Here is a 16,531-nt window from a genome sequence, read left to right as displayed (position 1 = left end):
CAGGTTTAGGGATAGGTGCTGTGCGAGCGCAGTGCCGACGACTTGCCAATGACGCGCAAATTACGAGACACAGCTCTGAGCTGGCCGCTGATCGCATGACTGCCAATCCATCTTCCACCTCCCGATCGAACCGTCGCGCCAAAGCTGTCAAGTTTGTGAGGCGCTGGCATTTGGTGCTGTGGACTGAGCGGCTGCTGATCCTTGTGGCTTGGCTGAACTTGATGTTGGTGGCGTTCCACATGACCTATGTGCCGCTGCGATCGTGGTATTTGCGCGCGGCCCTGCTGGTGCGAGATTGGGGCACGGAAGTTCCGCTGCTGGGCCAGGTGGTGGGGCCGCCGGGAGAAGTGCGGCTGTTTTATGACCCGATCGTTGGGATTGAGCCGGAACGCCAAACCCAGGCTTACCTGAAAGTGGTTGATCAATTGGTGACGGTGCTGGAGCGCGGGGGAGTTGACTCGCCTCAGGTGTCGCCCCTGCTGGCGGATCTGCGCGATCGCAGCCAGGAAATGATTAACCAAAATCCTTTTACCCTGTCCGATCGCAGCGGTAGCCTGGAGATTATTAAAAACCGAATGCGCGATCGACTGGGTGTGGAGTCCTCCAAACGCGCCTTTGACACCTTTTGGAGTGTTGACTATCTTCGTTCGCGCACTTGGACTAGGGAACTCCGATTTTTTGATCGGGAAATTCGGTTCCAACTGCAAAGTAACTATTTTCGCAGTATTGGAGAAGACGGGCGACCCGCCGACTATTTTGGAATTTTAGATACGCCCTTTGTCATTCTGTTTGCGGTGGAATTTGTGGTGCGGACTTTGTGGATTCGTCGCCGCTATTCTGCCCTCAGTTGGCAAGCTGCCGCCTTCAGCCATTGGTGGGATTTGTTGTTTATTAGTCCCTTCTTCCGTTGGTTGCGTATTATTCCCGTGGTGATTCGTAGCAACAAGGCGCAATTTCCTAATCTGGAACCCATTCGGGCCCTGATCAGCCGAGGAATTTTGGCGGGTATTGCTTCAGAATTGACGGAAGTGGTGGTGCTGGAATTTATCTATGGCCTCCAGAGTTCGGTGAAATCCGGCAGCCTGTCCCAGCAAATTTTGGATGTGGCGAATAATCCCTATGTGGAAGTGAATGATGTGAACGAGATTCAGGCGATTTTTGATCGCGTTTTGCAACTGAGTCTCTATCGAGTTTTGCCGGAAATTCAAGAAGATTTAGCCAAACTTTTGGCCTATCAAATGGAGTCGGTTTTGGCTCGCACACCAACCTATCAAGCCCTGCGAGCTTTGCCGGGATTCAGCAACTTTTCAAACCAATTGGCGGGGCAAATTGCGGCCAATCTATCGGCTATTGCCACTAATGTGCCCCAAAAGGCCTACAAAACCTTTGCGGTTGCTGATCCTGAGGCGGAAAAGTTGCTTGAAAAATTAGTCGAGGACGCTTCGGCTGCGTTTCGTCAGGGATTGGCAGAACCCAAAACTCAGCAGGAGTTGCAAGAGCTGATTTTTGATTTGTTGGAAGAGCTGAAGTTGAGCTACATCAAGCGATCGCGCGATCGGGCGGATTCGTTGCAGATTTTGCAGGAAACGGAGCAGTTGCGGCTCAAGGCGGGTAAGCCCAAGCTTTGATGTTGCTCAGCCACTTGGATTCCGCTCAGCCCAAACCCAGCCAGCACAGACCAGCCGATCGCAACCGAAATTTCTTAACTCACGCTTAACGAACATGCTTAACTAAACTGTCGTTGGGCAAAGCGCTGAGCAACGGTTAAGCGGCAGGTGATGTATGCAAGTGGTGAAAACTGTGGCGGCCTTGCGCTGCGCAATGGAATTGTTTCGATCGAGCGCTGCTGGCATCGCGATCGGCTTGGTTCCCACCATGGGGGCCCTGCACGAGGGCCATCGCAGCCTGATGACCCGGGCCCGATCGCAATGTGGCCGGGTGGTGGTCAGCATCTTTGTCAATCCGCTGCAATTTGGCCCCCAAGAAGATCTGGAGCGCTATCCTCGAAATTTGGCGGCGGATTTGGCCCTTTGCGAAGCGGCGGGAGTGGATTTGGTCTTTGTCCCCACGCCTGCGGCATTGGGCGTGGCTGATCGCACGGAACTGACCCAAGTGGTGCCGCCGGACGGTTTGGCCAACGTGCTCTGTGGGCGATCGCGGCCGGGGCATTTCCAAGGGGTAACCACGATCGTGACCAAGCTGTTGAATGTGGTGCAGCCTGATTTGGCCTTTTTTGGCCAGAAGGATGCCCAGCAGGTGGCGATTTTGCGGCGGTTGGTGGCGGATTTGAACCTGCCGGTGGAGCTGATTACCTGCCCGATCGTCCGGGAGAGCGATGGCTTGGCCCTCAGCTCCCGTAACCAATACCTGAGCGCTCCGGAACGACAGCAGGCCTTGGCCATTTTCCAAAGCCTGCAAGGGGCGATCGCCCAGTTCCAGGCCGGCGAGCGATCGGCGGCGGCCCTGCTGGAACCGGTGCGATCGACCCTGAGCCAAGCGCCGGGCCTGAGCCTGGACTATGCCGAGCTGGTGGATCCCGACTCCCTCGCGCCTCTCCAAACCCTGGACCAGGCGGGCCTGTTGGCGGTGGCGGCCCAGGTGGGATCGGCGCGCCTGATTGACAATGTGATTCTGCAAACGCGCCGGCCGATTGTGGCGATCGATGGGCCAGCGGGCGCGGGCAAGTCCACCGTAACCCGACGGGTGGCCCAACAATTGGGGTTGCTTTATTTGGATACGGGAGCCATGTATCGATCGGTGGCTTGGTTGGCCCTCGATCGGGGTTTGGATCCCGCCGATCGCCTGGCCATGGCCGAGCTATCCGCCGATTGCACCATCCGCTTTGGCGAACCGGTGACCCCCGGTGGTGAGCAGCGCGTTTGGATCAATGGCCAAGAGGTGACCAGTTTGATTCGGACTCCGACCGTTACGGCCCAAGTATCCGTGGTGGCGGCCCATGCGGAGGTGCGGCGGGCCTTGGTGGCCCAACAACGGGCGATCGGGCACTGTGGTGGCCTGGTGGCCGAAGGGCGCGACATTGGCACCCATGTTTTTCCCGAGGCGGAGGTGAAAATCTTTTTGACCGCCACCCCCCGAGAGCGGGCCAAGCGACGACTCCAGGATTGGCGCGATCGGGGCCAAACCGACCTACCCGATCTAGACAGCCTGGAAGCCGCCATCACCGAGCGCGATTACCAAGACAGCAACCGTGCGGTGGCCCCCATGGTTAAGGCAATTGACGCTTGGGAGTTGGTCACCGATGGCATGACGATCGAGCAAGTGGTGCAAGCGATTGTGGCGCGGGTTCCTTAGGGGCTGTCATCCTGGGGCTGAATTTCGATTCGGGGCAACTGGCGACCATCTCCGGGGCGGAGTAGGCGCGATCCCTTGGGTTCAAAATCCGATGACAGGCCCTAATTTTAGGCGGCGACGGTGACCAATGCTTGGGTGGCTGGGGCGATCGAACCGGGGGCGGCACGTTGACCGGGAATCGCCACCGTGAACTCCGTGCCCCAGGCGGGATCCGTGGTGCAAATCAGTTGACCGCCGTGTTTTTCCACCACGATTTGATACCCGATCGCCAGGCCCAGCCCCGTGCCGCGGCCCACCGGCTTGGTGGTAAAGAAGGGATCGAACATCCGTTGTTGCACCGATTCCGGAATCCCGGGGCCATTGTCCCGAATCCGCACCACAAACAAACCATCGCTCACTTGCGCCTCCGTGGAAATCACAATTTCTGGGTGTGGACATTGGCCCCGCAACGCCGCCTCTTCCAGCGCATCCACCGCATTCACCAGCAAGTTCACAAACACCTGGCTCATCAAACCGGGGTAACAGTCCACGGGCCAAGCCTCGTCGTATTGCGTCACCACATGAATGGTGGGCGACGAGCCATTGCCCTTTAATCGATGCCCCAAAATCATCAGAGTGCTGGTGAGGGCTTCGTGCAAATCCACCCGGCGCATTTCCTGGCCATCCATGCGCGAAAAATTGCGCAAGTCATGCACAATATTGCGAATTCGCTCTGTGCCTTCGCGCATCGATCGCACCACCTTTGGCAAATCATCCACCAGGAAATCGAGGTTTAAATCATCCTGGTAATCTCTAATTTCTTCAGGGGGATGGGGATAGGTTGCTTGATACATTTCCAGTAGCGTTAGCAACCCGTTCATATATTCCTGAACATAGTCCAAATTGCCATAGACAAACGAGGTGGGATTATTAATCTCGTGGGCAATTCCGGCCAACATTTGGCCCAAGCTGGACATCTTTTCCGTCTGAATGAGTTGGGCTTCCGTGTCCTTCAAATCCGTGAGGGCGGCCGACAATTCACGGGTGCGCTCTTCCACGCGCTGCTCCAAGGCCAAATTGGCTTGTTCCAGGTGCTCGTTCGCCTGTTCCAATTTTTCAAAGGAGGCTTTTAATTGCCGACCCATGGAATCAAAGGAATGGGAGAGCGCACTGAGTTCCACAATCGGCGATCGGGGCGGTAGGGTTTGTTTTTGATCGATCGCAAACCGTTCCGCCGCTTCGGCCAACTGTTGCACGGGCCGGCTAATCGTCCGGGTGGTAACCACTCCCAACACCACCGATCCCGCCACGGCCAAGGCACAAATCCAGATGGTTTGTTCAGTGCTGCGATCCACTTCCCGGGTCAAGTCCGATCGGGGGATGGCCAACAGGATTTGCCAATCTAAGCCCTCTAAACCATTCCAACTGGCCGATCGCACAAAATAAGGCTGATCTTGTAAGGGGGTTTCCAGCTCCACATTTTGCAAAAGCTGCCCATCTTTGGCCCGCACCAGACCCCCCAAAGATTTCAAGACCTGATCGTTGGTGTTATCCATCGACAGGCGCTGAATGGAACCGCTTTCTTGCGAGAAGCTATTACCCTTAGAAGCGGCAATTACCTTACCGTCTCGCTCCAACAAATAGACCCTGGCGTTAGGGGTAATGTGGAGGGCTTGGAGTTGTTGTTGCAAGGCATCAAACAGAAAATCGATGCCAATCACGCCCTTGAGCGATCGATTCTTTTCGCTATAAACGGGGTAGCTGGCAGACACCGCCAGCCGCTTGGTGGGTTCACCGGTCTCCCAGGTATAAATGGAACTCCAGGTGGGACTTTTTGCCCGAACACCTGCTAAATACCAGTCGTCCGTTCGCGGCTCATAATCATACAAATCAAGTTGCTTTTTAACCTGCCCATTGCTGTCCAACAGCGATCGTGTAACCTTGCCCGAATGCTGTTGGGGATCAATCACCTCTGAGACCAAATCGCCATTACTCAGCCGTTCAATCCCGACAAACAACCCTCGAGGATTGGCAAAGTTAATGTAGGTCATGCCGGGATAAATCCGCATACTTTGCCAGAGTTGCTGTTGGATGGCTCCCAAATCTTCGGAGGAAATCACATCCCGAGCCAGAAGCTGGGCATTGATGGCATTGATTTGATGAGGCTGCCGCAGCTCCTGTGACAACTTAGATTCGACCGTTTCAACCGTGTGGTTTTCCAGATGATCCACCATTCGACCAACGGCCTGGCGGCTATTTTGGATCGACCAATAGGCACTCAGACCAACAGCCAAGCCCACTTCCAGGCAAAACGGAATAATTAACAAAAACTTGAGGCGAATCCAAGCACCTTTGCGGATTCCTGCCCCTTTGGCCGCACCACTCGATCGCTGTTGATGTTGAACCATCGTCATAGCCGCCATCCACTTTCCTAGATGAATAGTTGTAGACCGTCAGTTGGAAAAAACTAGGGAAGGCGCGATCGCGCTGCGAGTCCACGGCAGAACATCCCAGACAGATGCTCAGCAAACGACGCTTCACACAACAATTGGTATGCCAGGATACCATCTGACTTCGATTGTGACCCAAGAAATTTAGGCTAATTTGAAAGTTCTTTGGAAGTTTTGAAGTTTAAATTTGCTGGAATTGACTCATTTTGTTTAGATTTAAGGAGTTTTTAAATTCCCAAGCGCTGTTGCTTGCTTAGACTCGGCTTTTTGCCAGCCAAGCCCGCAGACTCGATCGCCCCTTCAGGATGGAATCCGGCGGCCCTGGAGCTTTGGGCAAAAAGCATCAGAATAGAAACGGCCGGCGAATATTGCTGCTGGTGGCCATTCGGTGTTTGATGGATGGTTTGGCATGTTGGGTGGTTGGGTTTGTGCCTGGCTCTTGCAGTAGGAGGTTAAAAACGTGGCTAGCGGATTTGTTTCGCAATCGATCGCCCCTGGGGCAACATTCCCGATCGTGGATCCCCATCAGTTTGCAGCGCGGCACATTGGGCCAGACGAGATCGAAACGGCGGCCATGCTGGAGGCCATGGGGCTGGAGTCGATCGACCAATTAATCAATAAAACAATCCCGGCAGATATTCGACTGACGCGATCGCTCCAGTTGCCCCCGGCCATGACGGAAACGGCGGCCCTGGCCCGACTGCGGGAAATTGCCAGCCAAAACCAAACTTGGCGATCGTTTATTGGCACGGGCTACTACGGCTGTATTGTGCCCGGCGTGATTCAGCGGAATGTGTTGGAAAATCCCGGCTGGTACACGGCCTACACGCCCTACCAGGCGGAAATTGCCCAAGGTCGGCTGGAGGCGCTGCTGAATTTCCAAACCCTGGTTTGTGATTTGACCGGGTTGGAAATTGCCAATGCGTCCTTGCTCGATGAGGCGACGGCGGCGGCGGAAGCCATGGCCCTCAGCTACGGCGCGACCAAATCGAAAACGGCGCGGGCCTTTGTGGCCGATCGCGGTTGCCATCCCCAAACGATCGCCCTGTTGCAAACCCGGGCCCAACCGCTGGGGATTGAGGTGATCGTGGCGGACTGGCGATCGCTGACGGCGGCGGACTGGACGGCCCAGGGCATTTTCGGGGCGATCGTCCAATACCCGACCACTTTGGGGGCGATCGAGGACTACCGCCAACTGGTGGAGCAGGCCCGCGCCGCCGATGCGCTGGTGACGGTGGCCACGGATCTGTTAGCCCTGACGTTGCTGGAGCCGCCGGGGGACTGGGGCGCAGACATTGCGATCGGCAGTTCCCAGCGGTTCGGTGTGCCCCTCGGTTATGGCGGCCCCCATGCGGCCTTTTTTGCGACGCGCGATCGGTTCAAGCGGCAAATGCCCGGCCGGATCGTCGGGGTTTCCAAGGATGCCCAGGGCAAGCCGGCCCTGCGCCTGTCATTGCAAACCCGCGAGCAACATATCCGCCGCGACAAGGCCACCAGCAACATTTGCACGGCCCAGGTGCTGTTGGCGGTGATGGCGGCCATGTATGCCACTTACCACGGGCCGGCGGGCTTGCGGGCGATCGCCCAGCGGGTGCGTCACCAAACCGTCAGCCTGGCCCAGTCGCTGCAAGCTCTGGGTTATGACCTGGCGGAAACGGCCCAACTGTTCGACACGATCGCCCTGAAACCCACGGCGCGATCACCCCATCGATCGGCCGCCGAAGTGCAAATCGCCGCCGAAGTGCGCCAGGTAAATTTGCGCTACTTGCCCGACGGGTCGATCGCCCTCAGCCTGGACGAAACGACCACCGAACAGGATCTGGAGCAACTGATCAAGATCTTTGGCGGCGACGGGTGGCAACCGATCGAACCGCCCGCCCTGAGCCGATCGCGCACCAGCGACTACCTGACCCACCCGGTCTTTAACCGCTACCACAGCGAAACGGAACTGCTGCGTTACCTGCACCGCTTGGAAGCAAAGGATCTGGCCCTGAATCAGTCGATGATTCCGCTCGGGTCTTGCACCATGAAGCTGAACGCCACGGCAGAGATGATTCCCGTCACCTGGCCGGAGTTTGGCAACCTGCACCCCCACGCGCCCCGATCGCAGGCGGTCGGCTACCAGATCCTGTTTGAGGAACTAGAGCGGGATTTAGCGGAAATCACCGGCTTTGCGGCCGTGTCCCTGCAACCGAATGCCGGTTCCCAAGGGGAATACGCTGGATTGCTGACCATTCGCCACTACCACGCGGCCCGGGGCCAGGGCGATCGCACCGTTTGCCTGATTCCCCAGTCGGCCCACGGCACCAACCCCGCCAGCGCCGTGATGGTGGGCCTGCAAGTGGTGCCCGTGGCCTGCGATGCCAACGGCAACATCGACCTCGACGACCTGCGGGCCAAGGCCGACCAACACGCCGATCGCCTGGGTGCGTTGATGATCACCTATCCCTCCACCCACGGCGTGTTCGAGACGGCGATTCGGGAAATCTGCGCGATCGTCCACGATCGGGGCGGCCAGGTCTACATGGACGGCGCAAACCTGAACGCCCAAGTGGGCCTCTGTCGTCCCGGCGACTTCGGGGCCGATGTATGCCACCTGAATTTGCACAAAACCTTCTGTATTCCCCACGGCGGCGGCGGCCCCGGCATGGGGCCGATCGGGGTGGCGGAGCACCTGGCTCCCTTCCTGCCCCCCACCGATTGGCAGGCGATCGCCCAAACCCCAACGGGTGACGGCTCGATCGGCTTGGTGTCCGCGGCCCCCTTCGGCAGCGCCAGCATTCTGCCCATTTCCTGGATGTACATTCGGATGATGGGCGCGGACGGCCTAAAACGGGCCACGGAACTGGCAATCCTAAACGCCAACTACATCGCCCACCGACTCGATCGCCACTTCCCCGTGCTCTATCGCGGTGAGGCCGGCTTCGTGGCCCACGAGTGCATCCTCGACCTGCGCGGGGTGAAACAGTCGGCGGCGATCGAAGTGGACGACATCGCCAAGCGGCTGATGGACTACGGCTTCCACGCCCCCACCGTTTCCTGGCCCGTGTTGGGCACAATCATGGTCGAACCCACCGAAAGCGAATCGAAAGCCGAGATCGATCGCTTCTGTGATGCCCTGATCGCCATTCGGGAAGAAATCCGGGCGATCGAATCTGGCTCCATGCCCCGCGACAACAACGCCCTGAAGCACGCACCCCACACCGCCGATGTGCTGCTGAAGCCCGACTGGGATCGCCCCTATAGCCGCGAGCAGGGAGCCTACCCCGCCCCCTGGACGCGCGAAGTGAAATACTGGCCACCAGTTTCTCGAATCGACAACGCCTGGGGCGATCGCAACCTGGTTTGCGCCTGTTTGCCCATGGAGGCCTACGCCGAACCCAGCTAGAACGGGTAACAAATAACCGAACGTGAATTGAGGAGATCTTGAGCAGTTGCCTAGGCGAGCGCCTCTGTAACTTATCAAGGTCTCCGCTTTCTGATGGGCACTTTCTATAGACGATCAACAGTTCTTCTACTCTGCGTTAGCGCGATCACTGCTCCAGAACAATTCCAAAGCCGATTCATCTAACAGATAAGCCGAGGTTTGATCGCCAATCACACGCTTGCCCACCCTCGGAAAAATAGCCATATCCAAGGGTTTATTTTCGCCACCCATTAGATAAACCAACTCTTCATCAAACGGGTTACGCAAGTGGTGTGGCTGTTGCGGAATACCAAACCCCATGAAGTCTCCGGGCCCCACTTCGTATTCCGCCTCACCAATTTCCGCAATGCCCCGACCCGACAAAATATAAACCCACTCTTCTTCAGTTTGGTGGGCATGGTAAATAAACGACTCTTTACCGGGTGGCACTCGGGCGATCGTGATGCCAATTTGCTTGAGACCGGCCACCCGACCCAAAAACCGCATATCAATTTCTGAATTGGGATTCAGTGGATGTTGGAATTTGACTGCATCCATCGCGTCAATTTCAGATGCTTTGATCAAGGCAGGTGGCTTTTCAGGATTCATGATCTGGACTCTTTAGGGTAATGCGTGAATTGGAACCAGACGGGCTGTTGTTGGATCATATTGAAACTGATCGATCGTACCCTCGTGGATTTTTTGAATCATGGCTTCAATCACCGCCAACAGATTAAAAAATCATTTCTTAGGGTTTACGGGCTTTCCAAATCGATCAAGCAGTTTCAACGCCAAGCAGGCAAGATCAACATTCCATGTAATAGCAGTTGGCGGTTAAATTGGGCTTTGCTCGGATGGATTTTCGACAGAGGATTGCGGTTCAGTATTCTCGGTTGTCGTTTGGGTAGTATCTGGACTGCTAGGGGGCGTTTGCAGTTGTTGCATGAACCAAGCCGCAGCGGCCGTGTTGGTTTCCGTGGCCAGTCGCTCCAGGGTTTGTTCTAGGAGGGCGATCGGCAAACCGGCTAACACCTGTGATTGTTCCAACAATCGATAGTGACCCGATTCATCCAAACCAAAGGCAAAAATCCGCGACCCCTTAACATCAACCACCCAATATTCAGAAATCCCTAAACTCGCATAGAGCTGTTTTTGTTCATCCAAATCTAGGCTGAGGGTGGTGTCAGCAATTTCGCCCACCAAGTCGGGCCGGCGATCGCGTTGCAGATTAATTCGACGCGGCTGGCCCGGTTGCCACTGGGGAATATTATCCCCTCGATAGAGTACCAAATCGGGCGAACAGGCGTGGGTTTCTGGCGATTCCAGTAGGCAACGACCGTAGGATTGCAGGGTGGTTTCTGGATGGAGAAACGCCCAAACAAAGAAAACAGCCGTCATTAAATCGCTAAACGCCGCATGATTCGGCCCTTCAAATCCCATATTGACCCACAACCAATCGTGATGAAATGCAATTTTTTGCCAACCTGAGTGAACGTCACGAACCGCTAGGTAATCTGCCCAAGTTGCGTCGTAGTTTTCCCAGATTGCGTCGTGCTGTTTCCAGTGAGGCACTGGTGGTGGAGCTGTAGTTTTGTCAATTGCTAAGGTCATCGATCGCCTCCTAGGATCTCTGATCTGCTCTCACTTTGCTGGCCGAAAACGCGATCACTGCTGTTATTGCTGTTATATAGATTCTCTTTGCAAGTCAGCTCTCAATCAGGTCTCTAATCAAGATTGTGATCCTGTTAGTTGGGTTTTGGGTAGGTGTTGCCAATGGGGTTCCCGATCTCGCTGGTGGGGCAATGGTTCGCAGGGCTTGAGGTTAGCGGATTTTGCTGATCTGCGAAGGTGCGTAAACCGTCCAAAATATTCAGAATTTGAGCGGTGTTCAGGCGATCGAGTGCCTCTTGGCCCTGACTGGCCCAGGCAACCCAAGGCTCTGTGCCGCTGGCCGCTGACCATTGGGCTAACTGCTCCACAAAACCACGCATCTGTCGCAGGGTCATGGTTTGGCGCAGGGATCCTTCATAAACCAAGAGCCACGATCGCACCACCAGGGGATTGGGGGCCGCGTCGGTGAGCTGAATCGGGGCGATCGCCCGGCTCTGTGCAGCTAAATCCGTTGGGGCCAGAGGCGGCGGGGGTTGCTCTGCGGCCTGTTGCAAGGCAGCTTTCAGAGCCACGTCCAGGCTGGAGGGATGGTCGGCCCCTGAGTTTGTCGGGGGGGTGGCTGGGATTGGGGGTTGGGCTGGGTTGGGGCCGTTGGGTGGCGGTTCTGTAGGCGATTTTGTGGGTAATTTTGCGGGTAATTCTGGGGCTAGCGCTGGAGTCAGTTCAAAATTGAACGCCTTGAACGCCAGCGCCGGATCTCCTGTGGACTCCGTTGTTAGGTTGGGTTCCGGCTCCGGTGCAAATGTCGGCTCTGATCTCCATGGTGCTTGCGGAATCCAGTCTTCAAAATTCTCTAACCCTCTCCAAGTCTCTAGGGCTTCTGGGTTGTGGGGTGGGTCGGGGGCGATGGGATGCGGGTTCGATCGCCCCGCGATCGGTGTTGGAACCACCGGAACCGCCGGAAAGTACAAACAAAACTGGCTGCCTCGCCCCAAGGTGCTGCGTACTTGGATTGTGCCCCCCAGCATGGCCGTGAGCCGCTTGACGATCGCCAGTCCCAACCCTGTGCCGCCATATTCTCGCTCGCACTGCCCTTCGCTTTGAATAAAGGCTTCAAAAATTCGGGCCTGCTGGTCGGGCGCAATGCCAATTCCCGTATCTGTGACCGTCAACCGCAGATTGAGCGCGGGTTCCGGAAGGGCTTCGGGGTTGGGTTGTCCCGTAAAGTTGGGATTAACAAACGTGGGATGAGCGGGCGGCGGTGGCGGTGGCGCTGGGCGATCGGGGTTGTTGGCCGCCTGGGGAACCGCATGGCTGGGGATGGTTTGCAGGGAAATCGTGACATGGCCACGCTCGGTGAACTTCACGGCATTGCCCACCAAGTTGACCAAAATTTGGCGGAGGCGCACGGAGTCAAAGGTGATCAACTCAGGGATTCGATCGGCCACGGCCACCTGCACCTGAATGCCTTTTTGTTGGGCCGCCACCGTAAACATTTCCGCCACCTCACGCAACACTAAGCGCGGCCGAATGGGGCCCCAGTGCAAAACCAGTTTTCCCGCTTCAATTTTTGAGAGATCCAACAAATCGTTAATTAAAGCCAACAGGGTTTCCCCGCTTTGGGTCATGACCTGAAGCCACGATCGGGTTTTGGGGTCTCGGGCTTCCCGTTGCAGCAGTTCACAAAATCCCAAAATGGAGTTCATGGGGGTGCGAATTTCGTGGCTGAGGTTCGCTAAAAATTCGCTCTTGGCGCGGTTAGCTAAGTCGGCGGCTTCTTTGGCTTGGCGCAGGGCGGCTTCGGCGGTGGCGCGGGATTGGGCCATGGCCATCAATGTGCCGACTTGCTGGGCCCATTTGATGCTGCCGGGTTCCCAGGCGGCGGGCTGGTTCATGGCCAAGACAAAGCAAGCCACCAGTTCACTGCGGTAGTGAATGGGCAACACCCCGATCGAACTCATGCCCTGTTCGGCTAACCAGTGGTCAATGGCAGTGTTCAGGGAATTTGAGCGATCCGCAGAATCGGGCAACAGAATTGGTTCTGCGCGATCCAGGCGATCGCCCAACCAATCCAACGGCAACAGCAGTGTTGAGGGATCCGGCGTGAGCGGACAAGCCACCTGATCCGTGGGCCGCAACCAATAGCCATCCAGGCTCCAGGGCTGACCGGCGGCCGGCCGCGAACAAAACCAGGCATGGCTCAGATGCAGGGCGGAAACCACCGTGGACAGCGTAGTGGCCAAGGCAATGCCAATATCCTCGTTCAAAAACTGCTGGGATAGGCTGGCTAAGACCCGATCGCGGTGCGATCGCCGTTGCAAAACCTCCAGCAGCCGTTTCAGATCCGTGATGTCGTTGGCCGTTCCCAACAACAGTTGCGGTCGCCCCTGCTGATCCCAGCTAAAAACCGTTTCCCGACTGCTGAGGGTGCGCCATTCTCCATTGGCATGACGCATTCGATATTCCCGCTCCAAAACCTGGCCCACCTCAGTTCGCGCACAGGTGCGCCCATATTGCAGCAGTGCCAACCAGTCATCGGGGTGGAGCACATCCACAAAGGAGCCTTGGGCCATTCGCTGAATTTCCGGCACTGAGTAGCCCAGCAGGGTTTCCACCGCTTGATTGACATAGACCAACTCTTGATCCAACAGGTTGTAGAGGTAGAGCAAGTTGGGGGTGGAGTCGGCCAACTGCTGCACAAACCGCTGGCTTTCGGCTAGTTGGGCCGTGCGTTCCTGAACGCGCTGTTCTAGCTGTTCGTTCAGTTGGCGCAAGGCTCCTTCAACGGCCTTGAGGGGGGTGATGTCTGCAATGTTGCCCAGCAGTTGGGTGGGATGACCTTGGCGATCGCGTGAGAAGATCGTTAACCGTTCAAAGAGCCAGCGCCATTCCCCGTCCGATCGCTGCATTCGATATTCCCGCTCGCAAATTTCCCCATCCGTGCAGCTCAAAACGGTGTCGTAGTGATGGGCCAAGCGCTCAAAATCGTCGGGATGCACCAGGCGCACCACCATGGCGCTGGTCATGGCCTGGATTTCCCGAGGGGTGTAGCCCAAAATATCCTGCACCGCATGGTTGATGTAGAGGGTGCGGTGCTGGGTCAGGTCGTAAAGATAGACCATGTTGGGGTTCGCGTCGGCCATTTTTTGCAGCATGTGTTGACTGTGGGCCAGGTCGGTGGACTGTTCGGCGGCGCGGGTCGCTAATTCCGTGTTGAGGCGATCAATCGCGCGGTTTGCCCGTTGCCGTTCCAGCTCGGCCGCAGCCCGGGCCGCAAAAATTCGCAAAATGGTGATGTGGTTGGGATCCTCGGGCAACGGCTGCGTATCCATCACAATCAAGGCCCCGATCGTTGTGCCTTGGGAGTCTTGGAGGGGCACACCTGCATAGCTTTCGGCTCCCAGGTTGCGCAGGTTGGTTCCTTGGGGAAATTGGGATTGCAAACTTTGCCCACAGGTGTAGGTTTGACCGCCAAAGACGATCGCACAGGGGTGATGGGTCCAGTAATAGGCAAAGCTGGTTCCCCATTCCGTTTGATTCCACCAGGCCAACACCTCCGCTTGGTGGCATCGATGATCCATGACGCTGGTGAGGAAGGCATAGCGAACGCCCAGGGATTCTGCCAACAGCCGCACGCAGTTCTCAAAAAAGGCTTTGCCGGTGCTGGTGGTGGCTTCGACCAAGGCCCGCAACATGGCTTCCCGGCGCTGGAGGTCGCTGATGTCTTGGAAGGCTAAGAACAAACAGGCTTGCCCGTCCAGCTCGATCGGGGCGGCAGACAGTTGCACCAATTTGCGCTGGCCGTTGAGATCGTGAATCGCCAGTTCCGGCGACTGGTAATAGCGACCGGTTTGGATGGTGGAGCGAATTTGTTGATAGTCCCGATCGCGCAAAAATCCCTGAAGTGACTGCACGCTGAGGCCTTGCACTTCTGCTGGTAAGTAGCCGGCCAAGCGCGTGAAGGCTTCATTGGCTTCCAAAATCAAACCTCCTCCATCCAAAATTAGGCCAGGAGAAGGATTAAGTCGAAAAACCGCCATCCAGCGCGATTCAGTCAGGCGCAAGGCTTGGGCAATGGACTGACTGACCCGATCGCGATCGGGATTGCGATAGATCAAGGCGCGATCGGTGGCGGCCAAGGTTGGGAGGTGCGATCGGCTCCAGGGGCGCTCAAGGGCAGGTTGGCTAGATTCCGGTTTGCCGGATTCTGGTCTGATAGATTCTGGTTTGGTCGATCCAAGTTGTAAGCGATTCGGTTCGATCGCCCCTTCAGACCCCTTGGATTCGGCCGACTCCGACAGGCCCAGCTCAGGAACTGCCGCTGCCTGCGTTTCGGCGGCCTGCTCCAATCCTTCCAACCGCAAGCCCACCGCCAACGACAGGGCCACCGCTTGCAATTCCCGCTGGGCAAAAATGGACAGGGGCGGCACTGGAGCCGACTGCACGGCCATGAGCCAACCCCAATGGTGTTGTTGGGGAGCCATGGGAATCGCCACAAAACATTGAATTTGCAAGGCCTTGAGATGTTGCGACAGCAGGGGCGATCGCCCTTGCAGCGGCCCTGCCACACCGATCACCGGCTCCACCACCGTGATCGGCAGCAGCGGAAACTGCAACGGCAACTCCCCACCCAAGCGGCTGTCCTCGTCGGGGCGGCTGGATTCATAAACCACCTGTAATGCTTGGTTATGGATCCGCTGGGCAATCAACACCGCATCCACCCCCAACTGCAGCCGCAAATCGTGCAGGGCGGCTTGGGCAATGCGCGGCCAGCGATCGCCCCGGGCCAGCCGCTCCATCACTCGCTGGGCCAGATTTCCCGTTTCCGTTGCCCGCTGTTCGCGCGATCGCTCAACGCTGTGGCCCATGTCTGGGCGATCGAGAAAGGTCTCACTCAGTGCCATAGCAAAAACGAACCGCACCTCAGTTTGGAATAGGCGGAACCTTCTATTCTGCATTTGCACTAGGAGGCTGGGGTGATGGCAATCAAGCACCATTACCGCCCAAGAATCCTTCGAGGCTTCCCAATTATTTGCCGAAACTCCCGGCCTTCCTCAGACGCTTGCAAGTCAATGAACTGGCGAGCAAATTTCCCAGAAATACCGCCAAGAAATGTTTCTCGGAAAGATCACCAAAGGTATTCCCCAAGGACATTACTCAGGGATATGGCCCAGAAACAGGTCTGAGCAAGCCGGGATCCTCACACCAGGAATTGGCAATTGGCAAGCTGCACTTGAACTTAGGTTCTACTTCAATTGTGTCTTTTTTAAACTGTAATGGCCTTAAATGATCAAATTGTGTCGATCGACCCAACGAAGGCGCGATCGCACGTCACCGCTAATCAATATTTGTTGCTGTATATCAATATCTGTTGATCATCTGTCGATTACCTATCGATTACCTACTGATCATTTTTTACTGATTATCTATTGATCTCTTGATCTCTATCGATATTGGTCTCTATCAATCTTTGCCTATAAAAGCGTGAATTTAAAATATAAAAATGAGTTTATATGTGAGTTTAGAAATATGAATCAACAGCTATATCAAAAATCAACAGCCATATCAAACCGCAAAGGGGGCGCACGGCCGCACGCCCCGATCCGAACTGTCAGAAATTAGGGCCTATCGTCATTTCCTAGGATCAGGCGGAAACGATTGATTTTCCATGTCCCAGTCGTCGTAACAAGGGGCTTAAGCCCCTTGCTACCCACGATTTGCTAACGATGGAATCAGGGTTTCAGGCGATTTGACGACAGGCCCTACGGCAAAA

Annotated in this window: 7 protein-coding genes; 3 read left to right on the top strand and 4 right to left on the bottom strand. The window is 56.3% G+C overall.

Going from position 1 to position 16,531, the window contains the following annotated elements; genetic code table 11:
• The first annotated feature begins 95 nt into the window (after positions 1 to 95).
• Complete coding sequence (locus H6G53_RS04195; RefSeq protein WP_099531555.1) at positions 96 to 1,628, top strand: hypothetical protein; 1,533 nt, start codon at positions 96 to 98, stop codon at positions 1,626 to 1,628.
• A gap of 154 nt (positions 1,629 to 1,782) precedes the next feature.
• The gene (locus tag H6G53_RS04190) at positions 1,783 to 3,312 is read left to right on the top strand and encodes a bifunctional pantoate--beta-alanine ligase/(d)CMP kinase (RefSeq protein ID WP_190531029.1); all 1,530 of its coding nucleotides are present in this window, start codon (positions 1,783 to 1,785) and stop codon (positions 3,310 to 3,312) included.
• Positions 3,313 to 3,419: 107 nt separating this feature from the next.
• Here H6G53_RS04190 and H6G53_RS04185 read toward each other — a convergent pair whose 3' ends face one another.
• Positions 3,420 to 5,705, bottom strand: coding sequence for an ATP-binding protein (locus tag H6G53_RS04185; protein WP_190531028.1), 2,286 nt, complete (start codon positions 5,703 to 5,705; stop codon positions 3,420 to 3,422).
• 523 nt (positions 5,706 to 6,228) lie between these two features.
• Here H6G53_RS04185 and gcvP point away from each other — a divergent pair.
• Entirely contained in the window at positions 6,229 to 9,129 is a 2,901-nt protein-coding gene (gene gcvP, locus H6G53_RS04180) for an aminomethyl-transferring glycine dehydrogenase (protein WP_370567786.1), read from the top strand.
• Positions 9,130 to 9,255: 126 nt separating this feature from the next.
• Here gcvP and H6G53_RS04175 read toward each other — a convergent pair whose 3' ends face one another.
• The 3 genes from H6G53_RS04175 to H6G53_RS04165 all read right to left on the bottom strand — a co-directional run bounded on the left by H6G53_RS04175 (position 9,256) and on the right by H6G53_RS04165 (position 15,662).
• Complete coding sequence (locus H6G53_RS04175) at positions 9,256 to 9,705, bottom strand: cupin domain-containing protein (protein WP_242030734.1); 450 nt, start codon at positions 9,703 to 9,705, stop codon at positions 9,256 to 9,258.
• A 276-nt stretch (positions 9,706 to 9,981) separates the two neighbouring features.
• On the bottom strand, positions 9,982 to 10,758 hold the full coding sequence (locus H6G53_RS04170) for a Uma2 family endonuclease (RefSeq protein ID WP_190531025.1): 777 nt from the start codon (positions 10,756 to 10,758) through the stop codon (positions 9,982 to 9,984).
• A 134-nt stretch (positions 10,759 to 10,892) separates the two neighbouring features.
• Positions 10,893 to 15,662 (bottom strand): PAS domain-containing protein, encoded by a 4,770-nt coding sequence (locus H6G53_RS04165; RefSeq protein ID WP_190531024.1) that lies wholly within the window; start codon positions 15,660 to 15,662, stop codon positions 10,893 to 10,895.
• Positions 15,663 to 16,531 lie beyond the last annotated feature (869 nt).

The organism is Limnothrix sp. FACHB-406, from assembly GCF_014698235.1.
In the GTDB taxonomy this organism is placed as follows: domain Bacteria; phylum Cyanobacteriota; class Cyanobacteriia; order CACIAM-69d; family CACIAM-69d; genus CACIAM-69d.
This window is presented reverse-complemented; position numbering and strand designations above follow the sequence as displayed.

What these genes read in the sequence shown, in the direction of transcription:
- H6G53_RS04170 (WP_190531025.1), bottom strand. Translation starts at nt 10,758, where the DNA reads ATGACCTTAGCAATTGACAAAACTACAGCTCCACCACCAGTGCCTCAC.
- H6G53_RS04195 (WP_099531555.1), top strand. Translation starts at nt 96, where the DNA reads ATGACTGCCAATCCATCTTCCACCTCCCGATCGAACCGTCGCGCCAAA.
- H6G53_RS04185 (WP_190531028.1), bottom strand. Translation starts at nt 5,705, where the DNA reads ATGACGATGGTTCAACATCAACAGCGATCGAGTGGTGCGGCCAAAGGG.
- H6G53_RS04165 (WP_190531024.1), bottom strand. Translation starts at nt 15,662, where the DNA reads ATGGCACTGAGTGAGACCTTTCTCGATCGCCCAGACATGGGCCACAGC.
- H6G53_RS04190 (WP_190531029.1), top strand. Translation starts at nt 1,783, where the DNA reads ATGCAAGTGGTGAAAACTGTGGCGGCCTTGCGCTGCGCAATGGAATTG.
- H6G53_RS04175 (WP_242030734.1), bottom strand. Translation starts at nt 9,705, where the DNA reads ATGGATGCAGTCAAATTCCAACATCCACTGAATCCCAATTCAGAAATT.